This is a genomic window from Mangrovimonas sp. CR14, assembly GCF_011764015.1.
GTDB classification, from domain to species: domain Bacteria; phylum Bacteroidota; class Bacteroidia; order Flavobacteriales; family Flavobacteriaceae; genus Mangrovimonas; species Mangrovimonas futianensis.
Window position 1 is genome coordinate 19190 of record NZ_JAAFZY010000006.1, and the last position, 21948, is coordinate 41137.

A 21948-nucleotide genomic window follows, 5' to 3' on the forward strand; every position below is an offset into this window, starting at 1 on the left:
AATATTTTTAAATCTAGGTTCTAAAAGCGAAGCGGTCTTGATTCTAATATCTATAAAAAATGAAGCTTTGGGATAAGGGGATTTCTATCGATAAAAAAATAGAGCAGTTTACAGTTGGGAATGATCGTGAGATCGATATGTTTATCGCCAGATATGACGTTCAGGCCTCTTTGGCCCATGCACAGATGTTGAAGGAAGTGGAAATTCTTTCCGAAGGTGAGTTGAAACAACTGGAAGAAGGTCTTAAAATGTTATCAGAGCAACTGGAAAATGGAACGTTTGCTATTGAAGACCAATTTGAAGATGTGCATTCCAAGATTGAATTTGAATTGACCAAGACTTATGGGGACGTAGGAAAAAAAATCCATACGGCTAGATCTAGAAATGATCAAGTTTTGGTAGCCCTTCAGTTGTATTACAAAGAAAATTTAAAAGAGATTCTCGGTAAGTCAAAAGTTCTTTTTGAAACACTCCTGGACTTGGCAGGCACTTATAAAGATAGGTTACTTCCTGGGTACACCCATTTGCAGGTTGCTATGCCATCGTCTTTTGGGTTGTGGTTTTCCGCTTTTGCCGAGATGTTGGTAGATGACGTTTATTTATTGCAAGCAGCCTTAAAAACAGTCGATCAGAATGCGTTGGGTTCAGCTGCCGGATATGGAAGTTCGTTTCCTATAGACAGAGAGTTTACTACGAAAGCTTTAGGATTTACATCCATGAAATATAATGTTGTGGCAGCACAAATGAGCCGTGGAAAAGCGGAACGAACTTTGTCTATGGCCATATCAAGTTTGACAAATACGCTAGCTAGATTCTCGATGGACATTTGTTTGTATATGAGCCAAAACTTTGGTTTCATTTCCTTTCCAGATGAATTAACCACAGGAAGCAGCATCATGCCCCATAAAAAGAATCCAGATGTTTTTGAGCTAATCCGTGGCAAGAGTAATAAACTGCAAAGTTTACCTTTGGAAATGACCTTGATCACTAATAATTTGCCGAGTGGGTATCATCGGGATTACCAATTACTAAAGGAAAATATGATTGGAGCGATAGAGGATACAAAGGACTTGTTAGATATTTTTAATTATGCCATTAAGCAGATTCAAGTGAAGGAAATTGATTTAAATGATCCCAAATATCAGTATCTCTTTACAGTGGATAATATCAATACACTAGTCGAGTCGGGGATGAGTTTTAGAGATGCTTATAAAAAAATTGGGGCTGAAGTACAAGATGGTACCTATGTGCCCGATATGTCAAAACAGCATGTGCATGTTGGGAGCATGGGGAACCTCAGGTTAGATAAAATTAGGGCGAAATTTCCTGAGTAGGTTCCTAATATGATTTTGGGATTTTGTGAGTGGCCGCACAAGCAGCGCCAATGATTCCGGCATGGTTGCCAAGGTGTGCTGGGGCTACGGGTGTTTCTATTTTAATATACTTTTTGAATTTGTCAAAATCATCAGAGGTGCCACCACCTAAAATGATGAAATCCGGACAAATAATAGTGTCTACTAATTCTAAAAAGGTATTAAAGCGCTTACCCCATTTTTTAAAGCTGAGGTTCTTTTTTTCTTTGACCGAATTGGCGGCCCATTGTTCTATTTTTTTGTATTTCTTATATGGGATTTGGCCCAATTCAAAGTTGGGTATTAATTTTCCATCATAGAAGGCACCACTGCCCAAACCGGTTCCAATGGTAATAGTGACAACCAATCCTGATTTTCCTTGCCCTATACCATAGTTCATAACGGCATATCCAGCAGCATCGGCGTCATTGATAACGGTTACTGATTGCTTACAGGCTTTAGAGAATAATTCTTCGACATTGACATGGTCCCATTCATCATGTAAATTTCCTGAGGCTTTACAAATTCCATGCTTGATTATGCTAGGGAAACCACAACCAATGGGGCCCGAATAATCAAAATGAGCCACAATATCCTTAAATACTTCAGCCATGGCATCTGGAGTTCTCGATTTGGGCGTAGGAATACGAAATCGTTCTGTGATTAGTTCCCCTGTTATGGTATTTACTATGGCACCTTTCATACCACTTCCTCCAATGTCGATTCCTAAAATTTGCATACAAGTGTTTTTGATGATATTGTAAATTTAAACATTATCAACGGAACCATTCAAAACTGATTCATGCATTTTCAAATTAAATGGTGTAGACTATGTTGTGATCCTTTAATTTCTAACATAATATTAAGACCATTCCGTATTCATTTTAATAATTTCACGTCATATAAAAATGATTAGAGAATTGAGTGAAGTAAAATACTCCATGCTAGAATTAGCCTTTGTAAATGAAGGCAGCCAAGTCAAAGAAACTTTCTCCAATACGTTGGAGTTGGCCCAATTGGTTGAATCTTTGGGATATCATCGATTTTGGTTGGCAGAACATCATAATTCCATCAATATAGCTAGTTCTGCGACTTCTATTTTGATAGGTTATATTGCTGAAAACACCAAAAGTATTCGGGTCGGTTCGGGAGGAATTATGTTGCCTAACCATTCCCCCCTCATTGTAGCTGAACAGTTTGGGACCCTTGGAACGTTATATCCCGATAGAATAGATTTGGGGTTGGGACGTGCGCCGGGTACCGATGCCGATACGGCCAATGCGATTAGGTCGGATAGAATGCAGGCTACTATGAGGTTTCCTGATGAGGTGGCTGATATCCAGCAGTATTTTTCACTTGACAATGTTCAAAATAAGGTCCGTGCCACAGTTGCAGAAGGCGTTCAGGTTCCTATTTATATTTTGGGATCCAGTACGGATAGTGCCAAACTAGCTGCTAGATTGGGGCTGCCCTATGCTTTTGCTAGTCATTTCGCAACGGCTCACTTTCATGAGGCACTCCAAATTTACAGACATGATTTTACACCTTCTCAATTTTTATCCCAGCCTTATGTGATTGCTGGCGTGAATGTTATTGCGGCAGATACATTGGAAAAGGCTGAGATGATGTTTACATCGCCTATAAGAATGGTGATGAACCTATTTATGGGGAAACGGGAGTATTTAACACCTCCCACCCAAATGACTTCGGAATTAAAAAGCATTTTGATGAACCCATCAGTTCAACAGATGTTGCGTTTTTCAGTGGTAGGTGATAAAAAGAAGGTCAAGGAAGAGACTGAAAAATTCTTAGCGGAAAACAAGGTAGATGAATTGATGGTAGTGACCAATACCTTTGATCCTCAAGACAGGAGGCGTTCTTATCAGTTGTTTTCAGAAATCATGAATGAAATCAATGGAATTTAATAGAAGCTAAAAAGCACCCCAGAGTGGTGCTTTTAAACTATTAATCATTCATTTAGGGAGGACTTAAATAATGGTAGACTGACCCAAATGTAAGTTTTGAAAATTGATGTTGGAATCTTGAGGGTTATTAATATAATCCTCAATGAAATCTCCAACTTTACTTGTGGTAATATTTTCAGAATCCGGATTTAAATCTGGAGTCGTGATGTTTAATTGTAAGGACTTTTCAACGGCCTTTCTGATTAATTCGGCCTCTTGATAAAGTTCGAAATGATCTAACAACATAGCTGCTGATAAAATGGAGGCTACGGGGTTGGCAATTCCTTTTCCTGTCGCCTGTGGATATGAGCCGTGAATGGGTTCAAATAAGGCATGTTTGTCACCTACAGAAGCTGATGCCAATAAACCAATACTTCCACCTATTACGCTGGCCTCATCACTAATAATATCACCAAACATATTCTCTGTTAAGATGACATCAAATTGTTTCGGATTTAAGATCATTTGCATTGCTGCGTTGTCTACAAATAAGAAATCCAATTCCACATCTGGATAGGACTCGGCAACTTGTTTTACAACTTTTCTCCATAAGCGCGATGTTTCCAATACATTGGCTTTGTCAACAAGTGTTAACTTGCTCCTGCGAGCTTGAGCCGCTTTGAATGCCAGATGGGAAATTCGCTCTATTTCTTCTTTGGAATATTCACATAAGTCAGAAGCCCAAGTGCCTTCCTCATTTTGCTTTTTCTCCCCAAAGTAAATACCTCCTGTCAGTTCCCTATAGATGCTGATGTCGGTTCCTTGAATGTTCTCTTTTTTCAAGGGAGACTTATCCAAAAGCATATCATAGGCTTTTACCGGACGAATATTGGCGTATAAGCCCAATTCTTTTCTTAGTTTCAATAACCCTTGTTCTGGGCGAACTTTAGCATTGGGATCGTTATCATATTTAGGGTCTCCAATAGACCCAAATAAAACGGCATCACTTTTTTTGCATAAATCAAGGGTGCTGTCCGGTAGTGGATTTCCAGTTTCATCTATGGCAATAGCTCCAACTGGAGCCGATGAGAAAAGGAAGGTGTGATCAAATTCTACAGCTATAGCTTTCAATACTTTGATGGCTTGATCGGTCACTTCGGGACCAATGCCATCTCCTGATAAAACGGCAATATTCAGTTTCATGAGTGTTTTTGTTCGTTGTTGTTTTGGACGTTTCCCTTCGGGTCGCGTTTTTCGTTATATCTTGTGTTTCATGTTCTCGCTTTGCTCGACATCAACAAAAGGATGCCACTGCAACCGCTAACGCAAAAAGCCACCTAAAGGGCGGCCTCAAATTGTTCTATTTCTTTCTTTTTGCTCAGTAAATAATCAATGTCATCATAACCATTGATCATACAGGTTTTTTTGTAGGGATCAATATCAAAGGATTCCTTTAAGTCTGTAGGCGCCACAAATATGGTCTGGTTTTCTAAATCTACTGTGATCTGAGTGTCTGGTTTTGCTTGGATTAAATCTAAAAGCTGCTTTAAAAATGGTGGTGACACCTGTACGGGCAGCAAACCATTGTTTAATGCATTTCCTTTAAAAATGTCGGCAAAAAAACTGGAAACAATCACTTTAAAGCCGTATCCAACTAAGGCCCATGCTGCATGTTCCCTACTAGATCCGCAACCAAAATTGTCTCCTGCAACTAAAATACTTCCAGAAAACTTAGGGTCGTTGAGTACAAAATCTTTGTTAGGGTTTCCTTCTTTATCAAAACGCCAATCCCGAAAGGCATTATCGCCAAATCCTTGTTTGTCCGTGGCTTTTAGAAAGCGGGCAGGGATGATTTGATCGGTATCAATATTTTCGATATCTAATGGGATGGCTGAACTATGTAATGTGGTGAATTTTTCCATTTAAATCAATTCTTCTTCATAACTGTGTTCCAATAATTTGGTAACATCTACAATTTTACCTGCTACAGCGGTCGCCGCCGCTACTAAGGGACTCGCTAAAATGGTTCTTGCGCCTTGTCCCTGTCTTCCTTCAAAATTTCTATTTGAAGTTGATACACAGTATTCTCCCTGTGGTATTTTATCATCATTCATGGCAAGACAGGCAGAACATCCTGGTTGTCGCAATTCAAATCCAGCGGCTTCAAAAATGTCTTTCAGTCCTTCAGCTTCAATTTGTGATTCTACTTGCTTACTTCCTGGTACCAACCAGGCTGTTACATTATCAGCTTTTTGTTTTCCTTTAATAAACTGGGCTGCAACTCTAAAATCTTCAATTCTGGAATTGGTACAACTGCCTATAAATACATAATTGATAGGTTTGTTCAGCATATATTCACCTTTTTTAAAATCCATGTATTGCAAGGATTTTTCAAAAGAGGCATCGTTTAATTCTGGAATACGTGCATTGATTTTGATTCCCATTCCAGGATTGGTTCCATAGGTAACCATAGGTTCTATATCAGCTGCATCAAAGGTGTATTCTTTGTCAAAAACGGCATCTTCATCTGATGGTAGGGTTTTCCAATAGGATACTTTTTTATCAAATTCCTCACCTTTTGGAGCAAATTCCCTTCCTTTTACATAATCAAAAGTGGTTTGGTCTGGAGCAATCATACCGCCTCGAGCACCCATTTCGATACTCATATTGCAGACGGTCATTCTTCCTTCCATGCTCATATCTTCAAACACATCGCCTGCATATTCACAGAAGTATCCAGTTCCTGCATTGGTTCCTATTTTGGAAATAATATACAGAATGACATCCTTAGGAAGAACACCATTTTTTAGTTTCCCATTAACGCTCACTCTCAAACTTTTGGGTTTAGTCAAAAGCAAACATTGGCTTGCAAAAACTTGAGCTACTTGGCTTGTTCCAATTCCAAAGGCAATACTTCCAAAGGCACCATGTGTGGAAGTGTGACTATCTCCACAAACCATGGTCATTCCAGGTTGGGTAATTCCAAGTTCAGGTGCCATCACATGAACAATTCCATTATATGGATGGCCAAGACCGTATAAAGTGATACCATTTTTCTCACAATTTTCAGCCAGTTGTTTTAATTGGTTTCTGGAAAGTTCATCCCTAACTGGTAAATGTTGATTTACTGTTGGGGTATTATGGTCTGCAGTAGCAACAATTTGATCTGGTCTAAAAATAGGAATGTTTCGTTCCTCAAGTTCCTTAAAGGCTTGCGGACTAGTAACTTCGTGAATTAAATGTTTGTCTATATATAATACCTGAGGTCCGTTATCAATGGAGTCGACAACGTGAGCATCCCATACTTTATCGAATAAGGTCTTTCCCATATTAGGCTGAAATTATTTGTCTATAAATGGCACTGCTCTCAATTATTTGATGGATGTCATCATCACAAACTTCTTTTTTCTTATCGGCATAATTTAAGAATGAAGCATAAATTTCATCCAATTGAAGCTTGGTAAGTTCATAACCTATGTTCTTGGCACGGTAAGCCAAAGCAGCTCTTCCGCTTCTAGCTGTCAGGACTATGGCTGATTCTGTCACACCTACATCCCTAGGGTCAATAATCTCATAAGTTTCACGATTTTTAATAACGCCATCTTGATGGATTCCCGAGCTATGGGCAAAGGCATTGCTACCTACAATAGCTTTATTGGGTTGCGTGTAAACACCCATTTGTTCCTGAACCAGTTGGCTAATTCCGTATAATTCTTTAGTGCGTATTCCAGTATCTAAATTAAGATAAGGATGTTGTTTCAATATCATGACTACTTCTTCCAAAGCTGTATTTCCAGCTCTTTCACCCACACCATTAATGGTACATTCAATTTGACGTGCCCCATTAATAACTCCTTCAATGGAATTGGCTGTGGCCAATCCAAGATCGTTATGGCAATGACAAGATAAAATGGCTTTTTCTATGCCCTTGACATTTTCTCTTAAATATTTGATTTTGGCACCGTATTCACTTGGTAAGCAATATCCTGTAGTATCTGGGATATTTAAAACGGTAGCTCCAGCTTCAATAGCTTTTTCACATACCCGTGCTAAAAACTCATTATCTGTTCTACCGGCATCTTCAGCATAAAATTCGACGTCTTCTACAAAGGATTTGGCATAGGCCACTGCTTTGAATGCGCGTTCAATAACAGCTTCTCGAGTGGAGTTAAACTTGAATTTAATATGCGAATCAGAAGTGCCAATACCTGTATGGATTCTTGGTTTGGCAGCAGATTTCAAAGCTTCAGCTGCTACCTTAATATCGTTTTCAACTGCTCGTGTGAGTCCACATACGGTGGCATTTTTTACAATTTTTCCAATGGCTTGTACCGCATCAAAATCTCCCGGACTTGAAACAGGAAACCCTGCCTCAATCACATCTACACCCAAAAAGTCCAAACGTTCAGCAATAATAAGTTTTTGTTCTTTGTTTAATTTGCATCCCGGAACTTGTTCTCCATCTCTTAATGTGGTGTCAAAAATTTGTACTTTCTCTTTAGACATTTAAAAAATAAATTTTTGTATTGTTATACGAATTTATAATTTGGATTAAGAAATGGTTATGAAAGGGCAGGAGTTGTTACGATGTTCAAATGAAAAAAAATATAATAAACAGCTTAAAATCAATAATTTAAAATCTTAATTATTTGATGGTTAAAGATCAAAAAGATAATTTGTTTTCACTGGTTAAGTCGATGACAAAATCAGAAAAAAGACAGTTCAAATTGTATGTTGGTCGGCTTGGAGTAAATGAAGATTCCAAATTTTTGAATTTATTCAATATTTTGGATAAGCTATCCGTGTATGATGAAGATGCTATTTTGAAAAATGGCGATATCAAGAAGCAGCAATTGGCCAATGTGAAATCGCACCTCTATAAGCAGATCTTGATCAGCCTTAGGTTGAATCCTTCTCATCAAAATGTACGTTCCCAATTGCGAGAACAACTGGATTTTGCCTCGATTCTTTATCATAAAGGACTATATAAGCAAGCTTTAAAGATTTTGGATAAATCAAAAGAAATAGCGATTCAAAATGAGGAAAAGAATTTGGCATTTGAGGTGGTAGAGTTGGAAAAGGTTATAGAGGCTCAATATATTACAAGGAGTATAAGCGGGCGGGCGGATGAGCTGACTATTCAGGCTAAAAAGTTAAGTCAAGCGAATGTGATTACGAGTAAGTTATCCAATTTGTCACTTCAACTCTATGGTTTGTTCCTCAAATTTGGATACGCCAAAAATGAAAAGGACGCCCAAGAAATTCATGACTATTTTAATGCGCGCTTGCCTAAATATGATTTGGAAGACTTAGGGTTTAGGGAAAAATTATGGCTTTACAGGTCGTATTTTTGGTACAGTTTCCTGTTGCAGGATTTCTTAAACTGCTTTAAATATGCCTTAAAATGGGTGAAGTTATATGACCAAAATCCGAGTATGGTCAATTTGAATCCAGTGTTTTTTGCTAAGGGGCAAAACTATTTGTTGGAGTCCCTATTTTATATCAACAACAAAGAAAAATTCAAATATCATCTGGATAAATTTGAAGCGTTAGTTACCAATAAAAGTTTTACCATCGATGAAAATGTAGATGCTCTAACTTTTTTATATCTCAATATACATCGCGTAAACTATTATTTTTTTGATGGGAGTTTTAAAGATGGCTTGCATCTAATCCCCAAAATTGAAGCCGAATTGGTCAAATACACGGACCGGATTGATGAACATCACAGAATGATTTTCAACTACAAATTTGCTAGTATGCATTTTGGAGCTGAAAATTACAAGGAATGTATTCGATACTTGAATAAAATTATTACCACCAAATCCATAGCGATGAGAGAAGATTTGCAATGCTTTGCTAGGGTTTTAAATGTGGTTGCACATTATGAGGGCGGGTATGATTACCACATCGAGGCTTTATTGCGGGATACTTATAAATTTCTCATCAAGATTGATGATATGTATGAAGTGCAAAAAGAGATGATCAAGTTTATTAGAGGTTTACAGGATATCTATCCCCAAGATATTAAAAAGGCCTTTATTGAGCTACACAAAAGACTGAAGGTGTATGAAAACCATCCTTATGAACGTCGTGCCTTTTTGTATTTGGATATTATTTCCTGGTTGGAAAGTAATATTCAAAATCGACCGGTTTCTGAAATTATCAGAGAGAAATACTATGAGCATTTTGGCACCCAGTAGATAAATATTTTAGAAAAAGCCGAATTTATTTGGATATTAAATTTTTCTGATTGAATATTTGCAACATCAAAGTTCAATAACTTAATGTTTCGTTATCAAGAAAGGTGGAGGGAATAGACCCTGTGAAACCTTAGCAACCCTTTGACCTCAAAGAAGGTGCTAAATTCTACTCAAATGCTTCGGTATTTGTATGGCAGATAACTAGGTGGATTACTTCCCTATTTATACTTTTCTTTTTAACATATTAATAATTTGTGCAATTGCATTTGCATGTTTTTTTGTGAAAAGAAATGAAAGATTTACAGTATATTAATCTAGAACAATTTGTTTTGGAAAGTGGTAAAAAGACAGATATTAAATTGTCTTTCCAAACGTTTGGTCCACCACTTAACCAGGCTCCAATTGTTCTGGTAAACCATGCACTCACGGGCAACAGTAATGTGGCAGGAGATTCAGGTTGGTGGCGTGATTTAATTGGCGATGGTAAGGTTATAGACACCAAAGTTTACACCATTTTGGCCTTTAACATTCCTGGGAATGGCTATGACGGATTTGTCATAGAAAACTACAAGGATTTTGTAGCTCGAGATATTGCTAAAATATTTTTATTGGGTCTCGAAGAGTTACGAATCAAGAATCTTTATGCCTTGATAGGAGGGTCCCTAGGGGGAGGAATTGCTTGGGAAATGGCCTTTTTGGCTCCTAAATTGGCGCAATATTTAATCCCAGTTGCTACCGATTGGAAATCGACAGATTGGCTAATTGCCAATTGTCAAATTCAAGAACAGTTTTTGGTAAATTCAAACAATCCTGTTCATGATGCACGTATGCATGCGATGTTGTGTTACCGAACGCCACAGTCTTTTAAAGAACGATTTCAAAGAAGTATTAACGATGAATTAGAAATATTCAATGTAGAAAGTTGGTTGCTACACCATGGCGAAAAACTTCAGGAGCGCTTTCAGTTATCGGCTTACAAGTTGATGAACCAACTGCTGAAGACTATCGATGTCACTAAGGGGCGAGGTGATAATGTTCAAGTTCTTGAAACTATTAAATCTACCATTTCCATCGTAGGGGTAGATTCTGATTTGTTTTTTACGGCTGAGGAAAATAGAGAAACTCAAAGACAATTGGCGCAAACGCATCCCAATGTAACTTATAGTGAAATTCACTCTTCTCATGGTCATGACGCCTTTTTGATAGAATTCAATCAATTGGAAAAAATCATTGAGCCTATTTTCAATTCCGAATCCAAAAATAAGCGATTGAAGGTGTTGAAGTTTGGCGGAAAATCCTTGTCAAATGGTGAAGGTTTAAATCGTGTTCTTTCTATTATTGAAAGTAAAGTGTCTGATGGTGACAGAATAGCGGTGGTGGCTTCAGCCAGAGGAAAAGCAACTGATCAATTGGAAGCCTTGTTAGACAAGGCAGCTAAAAAAGGGGACTTTGAAGCAGATTTTGAAAGTTTTAAAAACTATCAGTTAGAGCCTTTACCAGGTATTGATTTATCTCAGGAATTCCAAGAACTGCACAATATTTTGGAAGGAGTCAAATTGCTTGGTGATTATAGTGATAGAATCAAAGCGCATGTTTTGGCCTTTGGTGAATTATTATCTGTAAATCTTTTAGCCGAAACACTAAGGTCTAAAGGTTACAATGCACTAGCGGTCGACTCCAGAAAATTGCTTTTAACAGATTCAGATTATTTAAATGCCCAACCCAAGGAGAAAGCTTCCAAAGAGCGTGTAGTCTCATTTTTTAAATCATTACCTATAAATACGCTGCCTATAGTGACTGGGTTTATAGGTTCAGATGCTGAAGGAGAAACGACACTTTTAGGTAGAAATGGAAGTAATTATTCAGCTTCTTTGTTAGCGAATTATTTGGATGCCGAAGAATTACAAAACTTTACCCATGTCAACGGAATCTATACGGCTAATCCTGATTTGGTGGAAGATGCCCAAAAAATAAGAGAGCTTTCCTTTAATGAGGCTAATGAATTAGCCAATTTTGGAGCGAGTGTATTACATGCCAAAACGATTATCCCTTTGGTAGAAAAGAATATCAGCCTTCGTATTTTGAATACGTTTAATCCAGAAGATGAAGGAACCTTGATTTCGGCAAAACCGAATAGTAAAAATGTCACTTCCTTATCAGTTTTGGAAGATGTAGCGTTGGTTAATTTGGAAGGAAGAGGCCTTTTGGGTAAAGTAGGAGTGGATGCCAGAATTTTTAAAGCGCTCAGTAACTATGGAATTAGTGTGAGTATTGTTTCCCAAGGGTCTTCTGAAAGAGGTATAGGGTTGGTTATCCAATCAAGTAAAGCGGCTCAGGCAGTAATAGCTTTGGAACAGGAGTTTGAAAGAGATTTTTATTCCCAAGATGTGAATAGAATAGGAGTCGTAGATGATGTGGCTGTTATTTCAATCATTGGGATTGAACTTAGTTCGTTCCACAAACCGTTTAATGCCTTGATTAAAAACCAAATTACGCCTTTGCTTTTTAACAATACAGTGACTGGTAAAAATGTGAGCTTGGTCGTTCAGAAAAAAGAGCTTCACAAGGCCTTAAATGTGATCCATGGTGAGATATTTGGAGTTTCCAAAAAAGTGAACATTGCCATATTTGGGCATGGTTTGGTAGGAGGAACCTTAATAGACCAAATATTAAAAACCAAAACAGACATTGAGAATAGAAAGGGAATCAATCTGAATATTTTTGCCATCGGAAACTCCAAGAAAGTAGGCTTAAGCAAATATGGACTCACAGAAAATTGGAAAGAATCCGTACACCAAGGACTTGAAAATTATTCGGTTGAAGATGTAGTTGCTTATGCAAAAACCAATCATCTGGAAAATTTGATTGCTGTAGATAATACGGCTAACCCACAATTTCATGAAAATTATATCCCCTTGGTAGAGGCAGGGTTTGATTTGGTATCCTCAAACAAAATAGCCAATACCATTTCTCATGACTTTTATGCCGAATTGCGAAATCAATTAAAGCAACATAATAAACAGTATCTTTATGAGACTACAGTAGGGGCTGGTTTACCATTGATTGATACCATTAAATTGCTACATGAATCAGGAGAAAACATAACGAGGATAAGAGGGGTTTTCTCGGGAACATTGAGTTATTTGTTTAATCGCTTTTCAATTGAAGATGTTTCTTTTAGTGCCATTGTCAAAGATGCGGTACAAAACGGATTTACAGAACCAGATCCTCGTGAGGATTTTTCAGGAAATGACGTGGCTAGAAAATTGTTGATTTTGGCTAGAGAACTGGACCTGGAAAATGAATTTGAAGATGTATCGGTTCAAAATTTGGTGCCTGAAGCCTATAGAAGCATATCAGTCAGTGAGTTTTTAGATCGCTTAGAGGAATTGGATGATGTATTTCAAAAGATCAAAGACAATCAGAAAACCAATCATGTATTAAGATATGTGGGTGATTTGTCTGGTGACTTGCAGTTAGACAAAGGAAATTTGGAAGTGAAGTTGGTATCTGTTCCAGCAGATAGTGCATTGGGTCAGGTTAAGGGCGCAGATGCCATAATAGAAATATTTACAGAATCTTATGGGGAACAACCCATTGTAATCCAAGGAGCTGGCGCTGGAGCCAAGGTGACCGCCAGAGGAGTCTTTGGAGATATCTTAAGATTGTCAAAACATATAAATTAAAAGAAAATGAGCAGTAAAAATCATTTTGAGACAGATGCGATAAGAACGCAAATGGAGCGTTCTCAATATTTAGAGCATTCAACTCCTATTCATATTACAAGTAGTTTCTTGTTTGAAGATGCCGAAGATATGCGTGCCTCCTTTGCTGAAGAAAAAGAGAGAAACATATACAGTCGTTTTACAAATCCAAACAATTCTGAATTTGTGGATAAGATCTGTAAAATGGAAGGCGCTGAAGCAGGATATGCTTTTGCTACCGGTATGGGTGCCGTATTTTCAACCTTTGCCGCCTTGTTGAATGCAGGTGATCATGTGGTATCCTGTAGAAGTGTCTTTGGATCCACACATACTTTGTTTACCAAGTTTTTACCTAAGTGGCATATTGAAACAAGCTATTTTAAAGTCAATGAAGTTGAGAAAATAGAAAGTTTGATTCAGCCCAACACCAAAATTCTATATGCAGAGACACCAACAAATCCGGCAGTAGATATTTTGGATTTGGAACTATTGGCATCCATTGCTAAAAAACATCAATTGTTATTGATCATTGATAATTGTTTTGCAACCCCTTACTTGCAAAATCCTATTGCATTTGGAGCCGATTTGGTATTGCATTCTGCAACCAAGTTGATAGATGGTCAAGGTCGTGTATTGGGAGGTGTTGTTGTGGGTAGTAAAGATTTGATACGGGAAATATATTTGTTTGCCAGAAATACAGGACCTGCTTTATCACCATTCAATGCTTGGGTGTTGTCAAAAAGTTTGGAGACTTTGGCCGTTAGGGTGGATAGGCATTGTGATAACGCCATAAAGGTGGCTGAGTTTTTGGAAGGTAATGAGCACGTTGAGTTCGTGAAATATCCTTTTCTGAAATCACATCCGCAATATGAAATAGCCAAAAAGCAAATGAAGAAAGGCGGAAACATTGTCGCTTTTGAAATAAAAGGAGGTATTGAGGCAGGAAGAAATTTTTTAAATCGTTTAAAAATGTTTTCGCTTTCAGCCAATTTAGGAGATACCAGAAGCATTGCTACCCATCCGGCAAGTACGACCCACAGTAAATTAAGTGAAGCCGATAGACTAGAAGTAGGGATCAGTGATGGGTTGGTTAGGATTTCAGTTGGATTGGAGCATGTGGATGATATTATTGCAGATTTAAATCAAGCATTAGGTTGATATAAGAAATTGGTTATCTTTGAAAATATGCTTTCAAAGAAAACTAAATATGGGCTTAAGGCTTTGGCTTATTTGGCTAAACAGGGCTCCAATCATCCGGTTCAAATCAGTGTGATATCTGAAAGTGAAAATATTTCCAGGAAGTTTTTGGAAAGCATTCTTTTAACCCTTCGGAAAAATGGATTTTTGGGGTCTAAAAAAGGAAAAACAGGTGGTTATTACCTTTTGAAAGATCCCAAAGACATTAAATTGGCACCTATTATGAGAATTTTGGAAGGTCCTATAGCCATGGTACCTTGCGTGAGTCTCAATTTTTATGAAAAATGTGACGATTGCCCAGATGAAACAACCTGTTCGGTTCATAATTTAATGTTAGAAGTAAGGGACAGTACCCTCCAAATTTTTAACAATAAATCCTTGGCCGATATTCTTAAAGATTAAATAAATGCTTGGATATTAAATATTTTTATATAGTTTTGCTTTTAATTCCTATTATTCCGATAGGAATAAAGTATTAAATTAAAGAAGATCATGATTTTAGAAAATATAGACATCGATTACTGGAATACAAAATTAAAGTCAAAATCACCAAATGAGATTATTCAATGGGCTATGGGATTGACCAATAATAAAATTGTAACAACCAGTTTTGGTGTTTATTCTGCCATTTTATTAAGTAATATGGCAAAGCATGATCCAAAAATTAAAGTCGTTTGGTGCGATACCCTTTATAATGATTTAGAAACCTATGAACATGCCCAAAAGTTAATAGATACCTATGGCTTAAATATTCATAAATACCAGCCGTTTTTGAGCAGGGAAGAAATTGAAGCTACTATAGGTTTGCCCAACTTGGAGGATGACAATTTCAAAGCGTTTTCAGAAGCTGTAAAATTGGAGCCTTTCAGAAGGGCTTTAAACGAATTACAACCGGAAGTTTGGTTTACCAACATTCGCGTGCGCCAAACCGAATATCGCGATAAAAAAGACATTTTGAGCTTGAGTAAGGATGGCATCTTAAAAGTTAGTCCGTTCTATTACTGGAGCGATCAAGAATTAGATCAGTATTTGGAAGAAAATCAGCTTCCAAAGAATCACGGGTATTTTGATCCTGTAAAGGCTCTTAAGAACCGTGAATGTGGGATTCACCTTCAATAAGTAAACGAATACATAATGCAAAGTTTTAGAACCGAAATAGAAAATCCTATTGTCGAGAGGGATATTATTGAGTTAGAGAAAAAAATTCGCCTTTTTAAAGAAGGTCGAATTGATGAGGAGCGCTTTAGAAGTTTGCGTTTAGCCAGAGGAGTTTATGGACAACGTCAGCAAGGGGTTCAAATGATCAGGATCAAATTGCCGTATGGGAAAGTGACGGGAGATCAACTTCTGAGAATCGCAGATGTTTCAGATGAATTTTCAACAGGAAGGTTGCATATTACGACCCGTCAGGACATTCAAATTCACTATGTAAGTTTGGAGCGCACGCCAGAATTGTGGGCGCAATTGGAACAAGATGACGTGACCTTGAGAGAAGCTTGCGGTAATACCGTCAGGAATGTCACTGCAAGTGCCGCTGCGGGGATTGATCCTGAGGAACCATTTGATGTGTCGCCATATGCCCATGCTGTGTTTCAGTATTTTTTAAGAAATCCGGTTTGTCAGGAAATGGGGAGGAAATTTAAAATGTCATTTTCTTCCTCAGACAATGATACGGCCCTAAGTTATATTCATGATCTTGGGTTTATTCCTAAGGTTAAAGATAACAAACGAGGATTCAAAGTACTTTTGGGTGGAGGTCTGGGCTCCCAGCCGAGACATGCTGATGTGCTTTATGAGTTTCTTCCAGAGAACAAGTTAATTCCGGTAACCGAAGGTGTTTTAAGAATTTTTGATAGACATGGGGAGCGTGCCAAAAGATTGAAGGCGAGAATGAAGTTCTTAGTCAAGGATATTGGTTTGGATGCCTTCGTATCCTTGGTTGATGAAGAGGTTCAAGCGCTGTCAGTACAAACTTATGATATAGATACGTCTGAATTTGATTCAGATATACAGACTACCAATGTTGAGGTTCCAATTGTTCGAAATTATAATGCCGAAGCATTTGAAACTTGGAAGCGCTTAAATGTCCTTCCACAGAAACAAAGCGGATTGTTTGCCATAGGGATTAAGGTGAAGCTGGGTGATTTTTCTACTGAAAAAGCCAGAAAATTAGCTGCGCTTATCAAAACGTATGCAGCTAATGAAATGAGGTTTACTTTAAGACAAAATATTTTGTTGCGCCATGTGAAGGAGGAATTATTGCCCTTCTTTTTTCAGGAATTATCAAAATTGGAATTTACAGAGTTGGGATTCAATTCCACTCTCGATATAACCGCATGTCCTGGTACAGATACCTGTAATTTAGGAATCGCGAGTAGTACCGGTTTAGCCCTTGAGTTGGAACGAGTGTTGCAAGCAGAATATCCGCAATTTGTGAGTAATCAAGACATCACAATCAAAATTAGTGGATGTATGAATGCCTGTGGGCAACATAATATGGCTCACATCGGTTTTCAGGGCATGTCCATCAGAACCAAAGACCGAAGGGTTGCTCCAGCAGTTCAAGTATTGCTGGGAGGAGGCGTTTTAGGAAATGGGGAAGGACGTTTCGCAGATAAGGTTATCAAGTTGCCATCTAAAAGAGGTCCTGAGGCATTAAGACAAATATTAGATGATTTTGAAGCAAACAGCCAGTTTGATGAAGACTTTTTAAGTTACTATGACAGACAGGGACAGAAGTATTTTTATGATTTTTTGGTGCCCTTGTCTGATGCTGAAAATTTAACGGATTCCGATTTTATTGATTGGGGGAATACTAAGCAATATATTCAAGCTGTCGGTGTTGGGGAATGTGCTGGTGTGGTGATTGATTTAGTGCAAACATTGATGTTGGAAGCTAAGGAAAAATTGGATTTGGCAAAAGATTCTTTTGAAGATCAAAAGTGGTCTGATGCTATTTATCATACGTACACGTCGTTTGTCAATGGTGCTAAAGCTTTATTGACTTCAGAAAATATCAAAACAAATACCCAAGCCAATATCATCCAATTGTTTGATGAAACATTTATAGCCAATAATGCTTTGGAACTTTCTAAGGAAAGTTTTGCCGATTTGGTTTATCAAATTAAGAGACAAGAGCCTACAAAGGAATTTGCAGAATCTTACGCAGATGATGCCATTAGTTTTTTTAATACCATAGAAACCTTTAGACAAAACCAGTTGAATTATGAAGCGAGTTAATGTAGTGCCCAAACTAACGGTTGTTGGTGCAGGCCCTGGAGATGAAGAATTGATAACCTTGAAAGGTATTAAGGCCATAGAATCTGCAAATGTGATTTTGTATGATGCCTTAATCAATAAGCAGTTGCTGAAATATGCTTCTCAAAATGCCGAACTTATTTATGTTGGGAAGCGAAAAGGTTGCTACAGTTATCAGCAAGAACAAATTAACGAATTGATTGTGCAAAGGGCTTTTCAAAAAGGCCATGTGGTTCGTTTGAAAGGTGGTGACCCGTTTATTTTTGGCAGGGGATCAGAAGAGATTGATTATGTTCAAAAATTTGGTGTTGAATCTTATGTAGTTCCAGGTATTACCTCGGCTTTGGCTGTTCCTGCCTATCAGGGTATCCCATTGACCAAGCGTGGTAGCTCTGAAAGTTTTTGGGTGATTACAGGAACCACCAAGTCACACGAAATGTCTAATGATATCTTACTGGCTGCTCAATCTACAGCTACTGTAGTAATTTTAATGGGCATGGGAAAATTACCCCAAATTATGGAGGTGTTTTCATCTTTTGGGAAACAGGATGTTCCTGTGGCTATTATCCAAAAAGGCACCACCCCAGAAGAAAAGTTTGGGGTAGGAACTGTGAAAACCATTGAAGACGTTGTAAGAGAGAAATCATTGTCAAACCCTGCTATTATTGTAGTTGGTGAAGTAGTGAGTCAAAGATCGAAGTTAAATTCTTTGGCAAACCAAATTCACTTAAACGCCAATCAAAATGTAGCATAATAAGCGAAGATTTATGAAAGAGAGAAATAATTTATACCCTGTATTTTTAAAAATGCATGTGCTTCATACATTGATTGTAGGAGGAGGAAATGTGGCATTGGAAAAATTAACCTTTTTATTAAAATCAAGCCCGAATGCCAAGGTAACCATGTTGGCCATTCAGTTTAAAAAGGAAGTGAAGGAATTGGCTGAAAAATTTGATGTTCAGCTGATACATATGGCTTATGACACCGCTTTTTTAACCGATGTGGATATGGTGATTGCTGCAACAGATAAATTCTTGGTCAATAAACAAATTCATGATGATGCCAAAGCAAGGAATTTATTGGTTAATGTGGCAGACACTCCAGAATTATGTGATTTTTATTTGGGAGGTATTGTGACCAAAGGCCATGTGAAGATAGCCATTTCAACCAATGGAAAATCTCCCACTACTGCCAAAAGATTACGACAGTTTTTTGAGGAAGTACTTCCCGAAAATATTGATGACCTGGTGCAGAACTTAAACAGGTACCGACAAACACTAAAAGGCGACTTTGCCTATAAAGTTAGTGCCTTGAACGAATTCACTAAAAGATTAATAGAATAAACAAAACCTTGTTATGATTAAAACTGACATCCTGATTATTGGAGCAGGACCTACGGGACTATTTACCGTTTTTGAAGCTGGATTGTTGAAATTGAAATGTCATTTAATAGATGCATTGCCTCAACCAGGTGGGCAATGTTCTGAGATTTATCCTAAAAAACCTATTTACGATATTCCCGGTTTTCCAGAAATATTAGCTGGAGACTTGACCAAAAATTTATTGGAACAAGGAAAGCAGTTTGAACCCGGATTCACTTTAGGTGAACGTGCTGAAACTATTGAGAAATTGGAAGATGGGTCTTTTATTGTGACCACTAATAAGGGGACTAAGCACCACGCCCCAATTGTTGCCATTGCAGGAGGGCTGGGTAGTTTTGAACCTAGAAAGCCATTGCTAGATAATTTAGCCTTTTATGAAGAAAAAGGGGTTGATTATTTTATTAAGAATCCAGAAATATATAGAGGCAAGAAAGTCGTGATTTCGGGCGGTGGTGATTCTGCTTTAGATTGGAGTATTTTCCTTGCCGATATTGCTGAAGAGGTAACCCTAGTTCATAGAAGAAATGAATTTAGAGGGGCTTTGGATTCTGTAGAAAAGGTGAAGGAACTAAAATTATTAGGGAAAATAAATTTAATAACACCTGCAGAAGTAACGGCTATTCATGGTGCTGAACATGTTGAAGCTTTGACCATCACCAAAGAAGGGGAGGAGCATGTCTTGGAGACAGATCATTTTATCCCTCTATTCGGGCTTTCACCAAAGTTAGGCCCTATTGCTAATTGGGGTCTGGAGATTGAAAAAAATGCGATTAAGGTGGATACTTTGGATTATCAAACAAATATTCCTGGCGTATTTGCCATTGGTGATGTCAATACCTATGAAGGAAAGTTAAAATTGATTCTATGTGGATTCCATGAGGCCACTTTAATGTGTCAGTCGGCCTATAAAATTATCAATCCAGGAAAAAAATATGTTCTAAAATATACAACAGTAAGTGGCGTAGATGGTTTTGACGGAAGTAGAAAGGAAGCCCCAAAAGCAGTGGTTCAAGCCATTGATTAAGTTTTTTTAGTTGGTTTGGCTCCCTGTTGATTTAGTTCAAAAGGGAGCTTTTTTTTATGGAAGTATTAAGAAGATTTATGAATCGTGTATAGTAAATTTATACATTCAACCGATAAAAGCCATCCATGCAAATAAATTTAAGAATCAAGGAAAATGTAAAAACCTTTACTAGGGAGTTATTTTACGCTTTATTTGATGAGGAGGAGTCATTTCAAAGGGAGCTAGGAAACCTGAAAGAACAATTTTTTGTTATTGCTTCTGAATTCCAACATGAAAATCTAGAATCAGTCTGGGAGCAATTTTTAGGAAAATTGCCGCAAATCAAATGTGCCATTCACTTGGATGCTTTGGCAACTGAAAAAAATGATCCTGCTTGTGTAGGGCTTCAAGAAATATATTTGGCCTATCCGGGATTTCATGCCATTGCTGTTCATAGGGTGAGTCATGAAATCTTACATTTGGGTTTGCCCATTGTTGCTAGAATGATGAGTGAGTACATCCACGGGAAAACGGGTATTGACATCCATCCGGGAGCTACCATTGGAGAATCCTTTTTTATTGACCACGGAACGGGTATCGTTATTGGCGAAACGGCCATTATTAAAAGCCAAGTGAAAATTTACCAAGGTGTTACATTAGGAGGTTTATCGGTTAAAAAGGATTTAGCGCAAATAAAAAGGCATCCTACTATTGAAGACAATGTAACCATTTATGCCAATGCCACTATCTTGGGTGGTGATATCGTTATTGGAGCCAATAGCACCATTGGAGCGAATGTATGGATTACACAATCAGTACCTCCAAATTCCTTGGTGACTTATCAATCTGAAATAAAAATTAGTACAAAAAGTCATGATAAATAGTCAATCAATTACCGATTTAATTGGAAATACACCCATGGTGGAGGTTCAAAACATACTCCAGAAGGAAGGTGTCCGATTGTTTTTGAAATTAGAAGGGAAGAATCCAGGCGGTAGTGTCAAGGACCGCGCTGCTTTCAACATGATTTCTGAAGCATTAAAAAGAGGAGACATTAAACCTGGTGATACGCTTATAGAGGCCACCAGTGGAAATACGGGAATTGCATTGGCATTTATTGCTAAGTTGTTAAGCGTGAATATGGTTTTAATTATGCCAGAAAACTCTACCGAAGAACGGATTAAAACAATGAGAGCTTATGGAGCGGAACTTATTTTAACTCCTGCAGATGAGGGAATCGAAGGGTCTCGTGACTTGGCGGAGAAACTTCATGAAGAAAAGGGCTATTTCATGTTAAATCAATTTGCTAATGACGATAACTGGAAAGCACATTACAAAACCACAGGTCCAGAAATTTGGAAAGACACTCATGGTGAAGTCACCCATTTTGTTTCTGCGATGGGAACGACTGGGACGATCATGGGGGTGTCAACCTATTTAAAGGAACAAAATCCGCTCATACAAATTGTAGGAGCACAACCCAAGGACGGAGCAAAAATTCCAGGGATTAGAAAATGGCCAGAGGCTTATTTGCCCAAAATATTTAAAAGGGAAAAGGTCGATCAAGTCATAGAGGTCAGTGAGCAAGAGGCAAAGGAAACAGCTAAAAAGTTAGCTAAGGAAGAAGGCGTATTTGCTGGTATGAGTAGTGGAGGGGCGGTTGCCTCTGCCTTAAAAGTAGCAGAACGTATTGATTCAGGGGTAATTGTGGCTATTATTTGTGATATTGGAGATAGGTATTTGTCTTCTGATTTGTTTGAATAAAAATTGGTTATCCCATTTTTATTACGTTATTTTGCCGCAGTTCTAAAATGTAATGATGTTATCACGAAAGGCAGAGGGACTAGACCCGTTGAAGCCTTAGCAACCCTTTATTCTTAAAGAAGGTGCTAAATTCTACTCTGATTTTTTTTAGAGACAGATAACCCCGAGTAAATTCCACTCC

Annotated in this window: 18 protein-coding genes and 2 riboswitches; of the genes, 13 read left to right on the top strand and 5 right to left on the bottom strand. The window is 37.9% G+C overall.

Features of this window, described 5'->3' with window-relative positions:
• The first annotated feature begins 59 nt into the window (after positions 1 to 59).
• Positions 60 to 1334 (top strand): argininosuccinate lyase, encoded by a 1275-nt coding sequence (argH, locus tag GZ212_RS12585; RefSeq protein ID WP_166960858.1) that lies wholly within the window; start codon positions 60 to 62, stop codon positions 1332 to 1334.
• A gap of 4 nt (positions 1335 to 1338) precedes the next feature.
• Here argH and ppgK read toward each other — a convergent pair whose 3' ends face one another.
• A complete protein-coding gene (gene ppgK, locus GZ212_RS12590) occupies positions 1339 to 2091 on the bottom strand; it encodes a polyphosphate--glucose phosphotransferase (RefSeq protein ID WP_166960860.1) in 753 nt (250 codons plus the stop codon).
• A 169-nt stretch (positions 2092 to 2260) separates the two neighbouring features.
• Between ppgK and GZ212_RS12595 the strand changes: the two genes are divergently transcribed.
• Positions 2261 to 3277: an LLM class flavin-dependent oxidoreductase gene (locus GZ212_RS12595; protein ID WP_166960863.1), complete on the top strand. Its 1017-nt coding sequence runs from the start codon at positions 2261 to 2263 to the stop codon at positions 3275 to 3277.
• 63 nt (positions 3278 to 3340) lie between these two features.
• On the opposite strand, the gene leuB is transcribed toward GZ212_RS12595, so the two are convergent.
• The 4 genes from leuB to GZ212_RS12615 all read right to left on the bottom strand — a co-directional run bounded on the left by leuB (position 3341) and on the right by GZ212_RS12615 (position 7762).
• Positions 3341 to 4459 carry a 3-isopropylmalate dehydrogenase gene (leuB, locus tag GZ212_RS12600; protein ID WP_166960865.1) on the bottom strand — a complete coding sequence of 373 codons (1119 nt, stop codon included), beginning with the start codon at positions 4457 to 4459 and terminating at the stop codon, positions 3341 to 3343.
• Between the two features lie 134 nt (positions 4460 to 4593).
• Complete coding sequence (leuD, locus tag GZ212_RS12605; RefSeq protein ID WP_166960867.1) at positions 4594 to 5178, bottom strand: 3-isopropylmalate dehydratase small subunit; 585 nt, start codon at positions 5176 to 5178, stop codon at positions 4594 to 4596.
• Positions 5179 to 6585 (bottom strand): 3-isopropylmalate dehydratase large subunit, encoded by a 1407-nt coding sequence (leuC, locus tag GZ212_RS12610; RefSeq protein WP_166960870.1) that lies wholly within the window; start codon positions 6583 to 6585, stop codon positions 5179 to 5181. It lies immediately after the preceding gene.
• 1 nt (position 6586) lies between these two features.
• A complete protein-coding gene (locus GZ212_RS12615) occupies positions 6587 to 7762 on the bottom strand; it encodes a 2-isopropylmalate synthase (RefSeq protein WP_053970327.1) in 1176 nt (391 codons plus the stop codon).
• Positions 7763 to 7908: 146 nt separating this feature from the next.
• On the opposite strand from GZ212_RS12615, the gene GZ212_RS12620 reads away from it, so the two are divergent.
• The 11 genes from GZ212_RS12620 to cysM all read left to right on the top strand — a co-directional run bounded on the left by GZ212_RS12620 (position 7909) and on the right by cysM (position 21767).
• A complete protein-coding gene (locus GZ212_RS12620) occupies positions 7909 to 9459 on the top strand; it encodes a hypothetical protein (RefSeq protein ID WP_166960872.1) in 1551 nt (516 codons plus the stop codon).
• An 89-nt stretch (positions 9460 to 9548) separates the two neighbouring features.
• Positions 9549 to 9663, top strand: a riboswitch (SAM riboswitch).
• Positions 9664 to 9749: 86 nt separating this feature from the next.
• The gene (gene thrA, locus GZ212_RS12625; protein ID WP_166960874.1) at positions 9750 to 13145 is read left to right on the top strand and encodes a bifunctional aspartate kinase/homoserine dehydrogenase I; all 3396 of its coding nucleotides are present in this window, start codon (positions 9750 to 9752) and stop codon (positions 13143 to 13145) included.
• A 6-nt stretch (positions 13146 to 13151) separates the two neighbouring features.
• Positions 13152 to 14321 carry a PLP-dependent aspartate aminotransferase family protein gene (locus GZ212_RS12630; RefSeq protein ID WP_166960877.1) on the top strand — a complete coding sequence of 390 codons (1170 nt, stop codon included), beginning with the start codon at positions 13152 to 13154 and terminating at the stop codon, positions 14319 to 14321.
• 27 nt (positions 14322 to 14348) lie between these two features.
• Entirely contained in the window at positions 14349 to 14762 is a 414-nt protein-coding gene (locus tag GZ212_RS12635) for an Rrf2 family transcriptional regulator (RefSeq protein ID WP_053970323.1), read from the top strand.
• A gap of 90 nt (positions 14763 to 14852) precedes the next feature.
• Positions 14853 to 15479, top strand: coding sequence for a phosphoadenosine phosphosulfate reductase family protein (locus GZ212_RS12640; protein WP_166960879.1), 627 nt, complete (start codon positions 14853 to 14855; stop codon positions 15477 to 15479).
• A 15-nt stretch (positions 15480 to 15494) separates the two neighbouring features.
• Complete coding sequence (locus tag GZ212_RS12645) at positions 15495 to 17600, top strand: nitrite/sulfite reductase (protein ID WP_166960882.1); 2106 nt, start codon at positions 15495 to 15497, stop codon at positions 17598 to 17600.
• Positions 17587 to 18372, top strand: coding sequence for a uroporphyrinogen-III C-methyltransferase (cobA, locus tag GZ212_RS12650; RefSeq protein WP_166960884.1), 786 nt, complete (start codon positions 17587 to 17589; stop codon positions 18370 to 18372). Before GZ212_RS12645 ends, cobA begins: the two co-directional genes overlap by 14 nt.
• 13 nt (positions 18373 to 18385) lie before the next feature.
• A complete protein-coding gene (locus GZ212_RS12655; RefSeq protein WP_166960887.1) occupies positions 18386 to 18961 on the top strand; it encodes a bifunctional precorrin-2 dehydrogenase/sirohydrochlorin ferrochelatase in 576 nt (191 codons plus the stop codon).
• Positions 18962 to 18974: 13 nt separating this feature from the next.
• Complete coding sequence (locus tag GZ212_RS12660) at positions 18975 to 20024, top strand: NAD(P)/FAD-dependent oxidoreductase (protein WP_166960889.1); 1050 nt, start codon at positions 18975 to 18977, stop codon at positions 20022 to 20024.
• A 125-nt stretch (positions 20025 to 20149) separates the two neighbouring features.
• Positions 20150 to 20887, top strand: a complete 738-nt coding sequence (epsC, locus tag GZ212_RS12665) for a serine O-acetyltransferase EpsC (RefSeq protein WP_166960892.1) — start codon at positions 20150 to 20152, stop codon at positions 20885 to 20887.
• Positions 20877 to 21767: a cysteine synthase CysM gene (cysM, locus tag GZ212_RS12670; RefSeq protein WP_206080443.1), complete on the top strand. Its 891-nt coding sequence runs from the start codon at positions 20877 to 20879 to the stop codon at positions 21765 to 21767. Before epsC ends, cysM begins: the two co-directional genes overlap by 11 nt.
• A 55-nt stretch (positions 21768 to 21822) precedes the next feature.
• A riboswitch (SAM riboswitch) is annotated at positions 21823 to 21931 on the top strand.
• The last annotated feature ends 17 nt before the right edge of the window (positions 21932 to 21948 follow it).

Excerpts from the sequence above, each read along its gene's own strand:
- leuD (WP_166960867.1), bottom strand. The coding sequence starts at position 5,178 with ATGGAAAAATTCACCACATTACATAGTTCAGCCATCCCATTAGATATC.
- cobA (WP_166960884.1), top strand. The coding sequence starts at position 17,587 with ATGAAGCGAGTTAATGTAGTGCCCAAACTAACGGTTGTTGGTGCAGGC.
- GZ212_RS12620 (WP_166960872.1), top strand. The coding sequence starts at position 7,909 with ATGGTTAAAGATCAAAAAGATAATTTGTTTTCACTGGTTAAGTCGATG.
- cysM (WP_206080443.1), top strand. The coding sequence starts at position 20,877 with ATGATAAATAGTCAATCAATTACCGATTTAATTGGAAATACACCCATG.
- argH (WP_166960858.1), top strand. The coding sequence starts at position 60 with ATGAAGCTTTGGGATAAGGGGATTTCTATCGATAAAAAAATAGAGCAG.
- ppgK (WP_166960860.1), bottom strand. The coding sequence starts at position 2,091 with ATGCAAATTTTAGGAATCGACATTGGAGGAAGTGGTATGAAAGGTGCC.
- GZ212_RS12615 (WP_053970327.1), bottom strand. The coding sequence starts at position 7,762 with ATGTCTAAAGAGAAAGTACAAATTTTTGACACCACATTAAGAGATGGA.
- epsC (WP_166960892.1), top strand. The coding sequence starts at position 20,150 with ATGCAAATAAATTTAAGAATCAAGGAAAATGTAAAAACCTTTACTAGG.
- GZ212_RS12640 (WP_166960879.1), top strand. The coding sequence starts at position 14,853 with ATGATTTTAGAAAATATAGACATCGATTACTGGAATACAAAATTAAAG.
- GZ212_RS12635 (WP_053970323.1), top strand. The coding sequence starts at position 14,349 with ATGCTTTCAAAGAAAACTAAATATGGGCTTAAGGCTTTGGCTTATTTG.
- GZ212_RS12595 (WP_166960863.1), top strand. The coding sequence starts at position 2,261 with ATGATTAGAGAATTGAGTGAAGTAAAATACTCCATGCTAGAATTAGCC.
- GZ212_RS12630 (WP_166960877.1), top strand. The coding sequence starts at position 13,152 with ATGAGCAGTAAAAATCATTTTGAGACAGATGCGATAAGAACGCAAATG.
- thrA (WP_166960874.1), top strand. The coding sequence starts at position 9,750 with ATGAAAGATTTACAGTATATTAATCTAGAACAATTTGTTTTGGAAAGT.
- leuC (WP_166960870.1), bottom strand. The coding sequence starts at position 6,585 with ATGGGAAAGACCTTATTCGATAAAGTATGGGATGCTCACGTTGTCGAC.
- GZ212_RS12655 (WP_166960887.1), top strand. The coding sequence starts at position 18,386 with ATGAAAGAGAGAAATAATTTATACCCTGTATTTTTAAAAATGCATGTG.
- leuB (WP_166960865.1), bottom strand. The coding sequence starts at position 4,459 with ATGAAACTGAATATTGCCGTTTTATCAGGAGATGGCATTGGTCCCGAA.
- GZ212_RS12645 (WP_166960882.1), top strand. The coding sequence starts at position 15,495 with ATGCAAAGTTTTAGAACCGAAATAGAAAATCCTATTGTCGAGAGGGAT.
- GZ212_RS12660 (WP_166960889.1), top strand. The coding sequence starts at position 18,975 with ATGATTAAAACTGACATCCTGATTATTGGAGCAGGACCTACGGGACTA.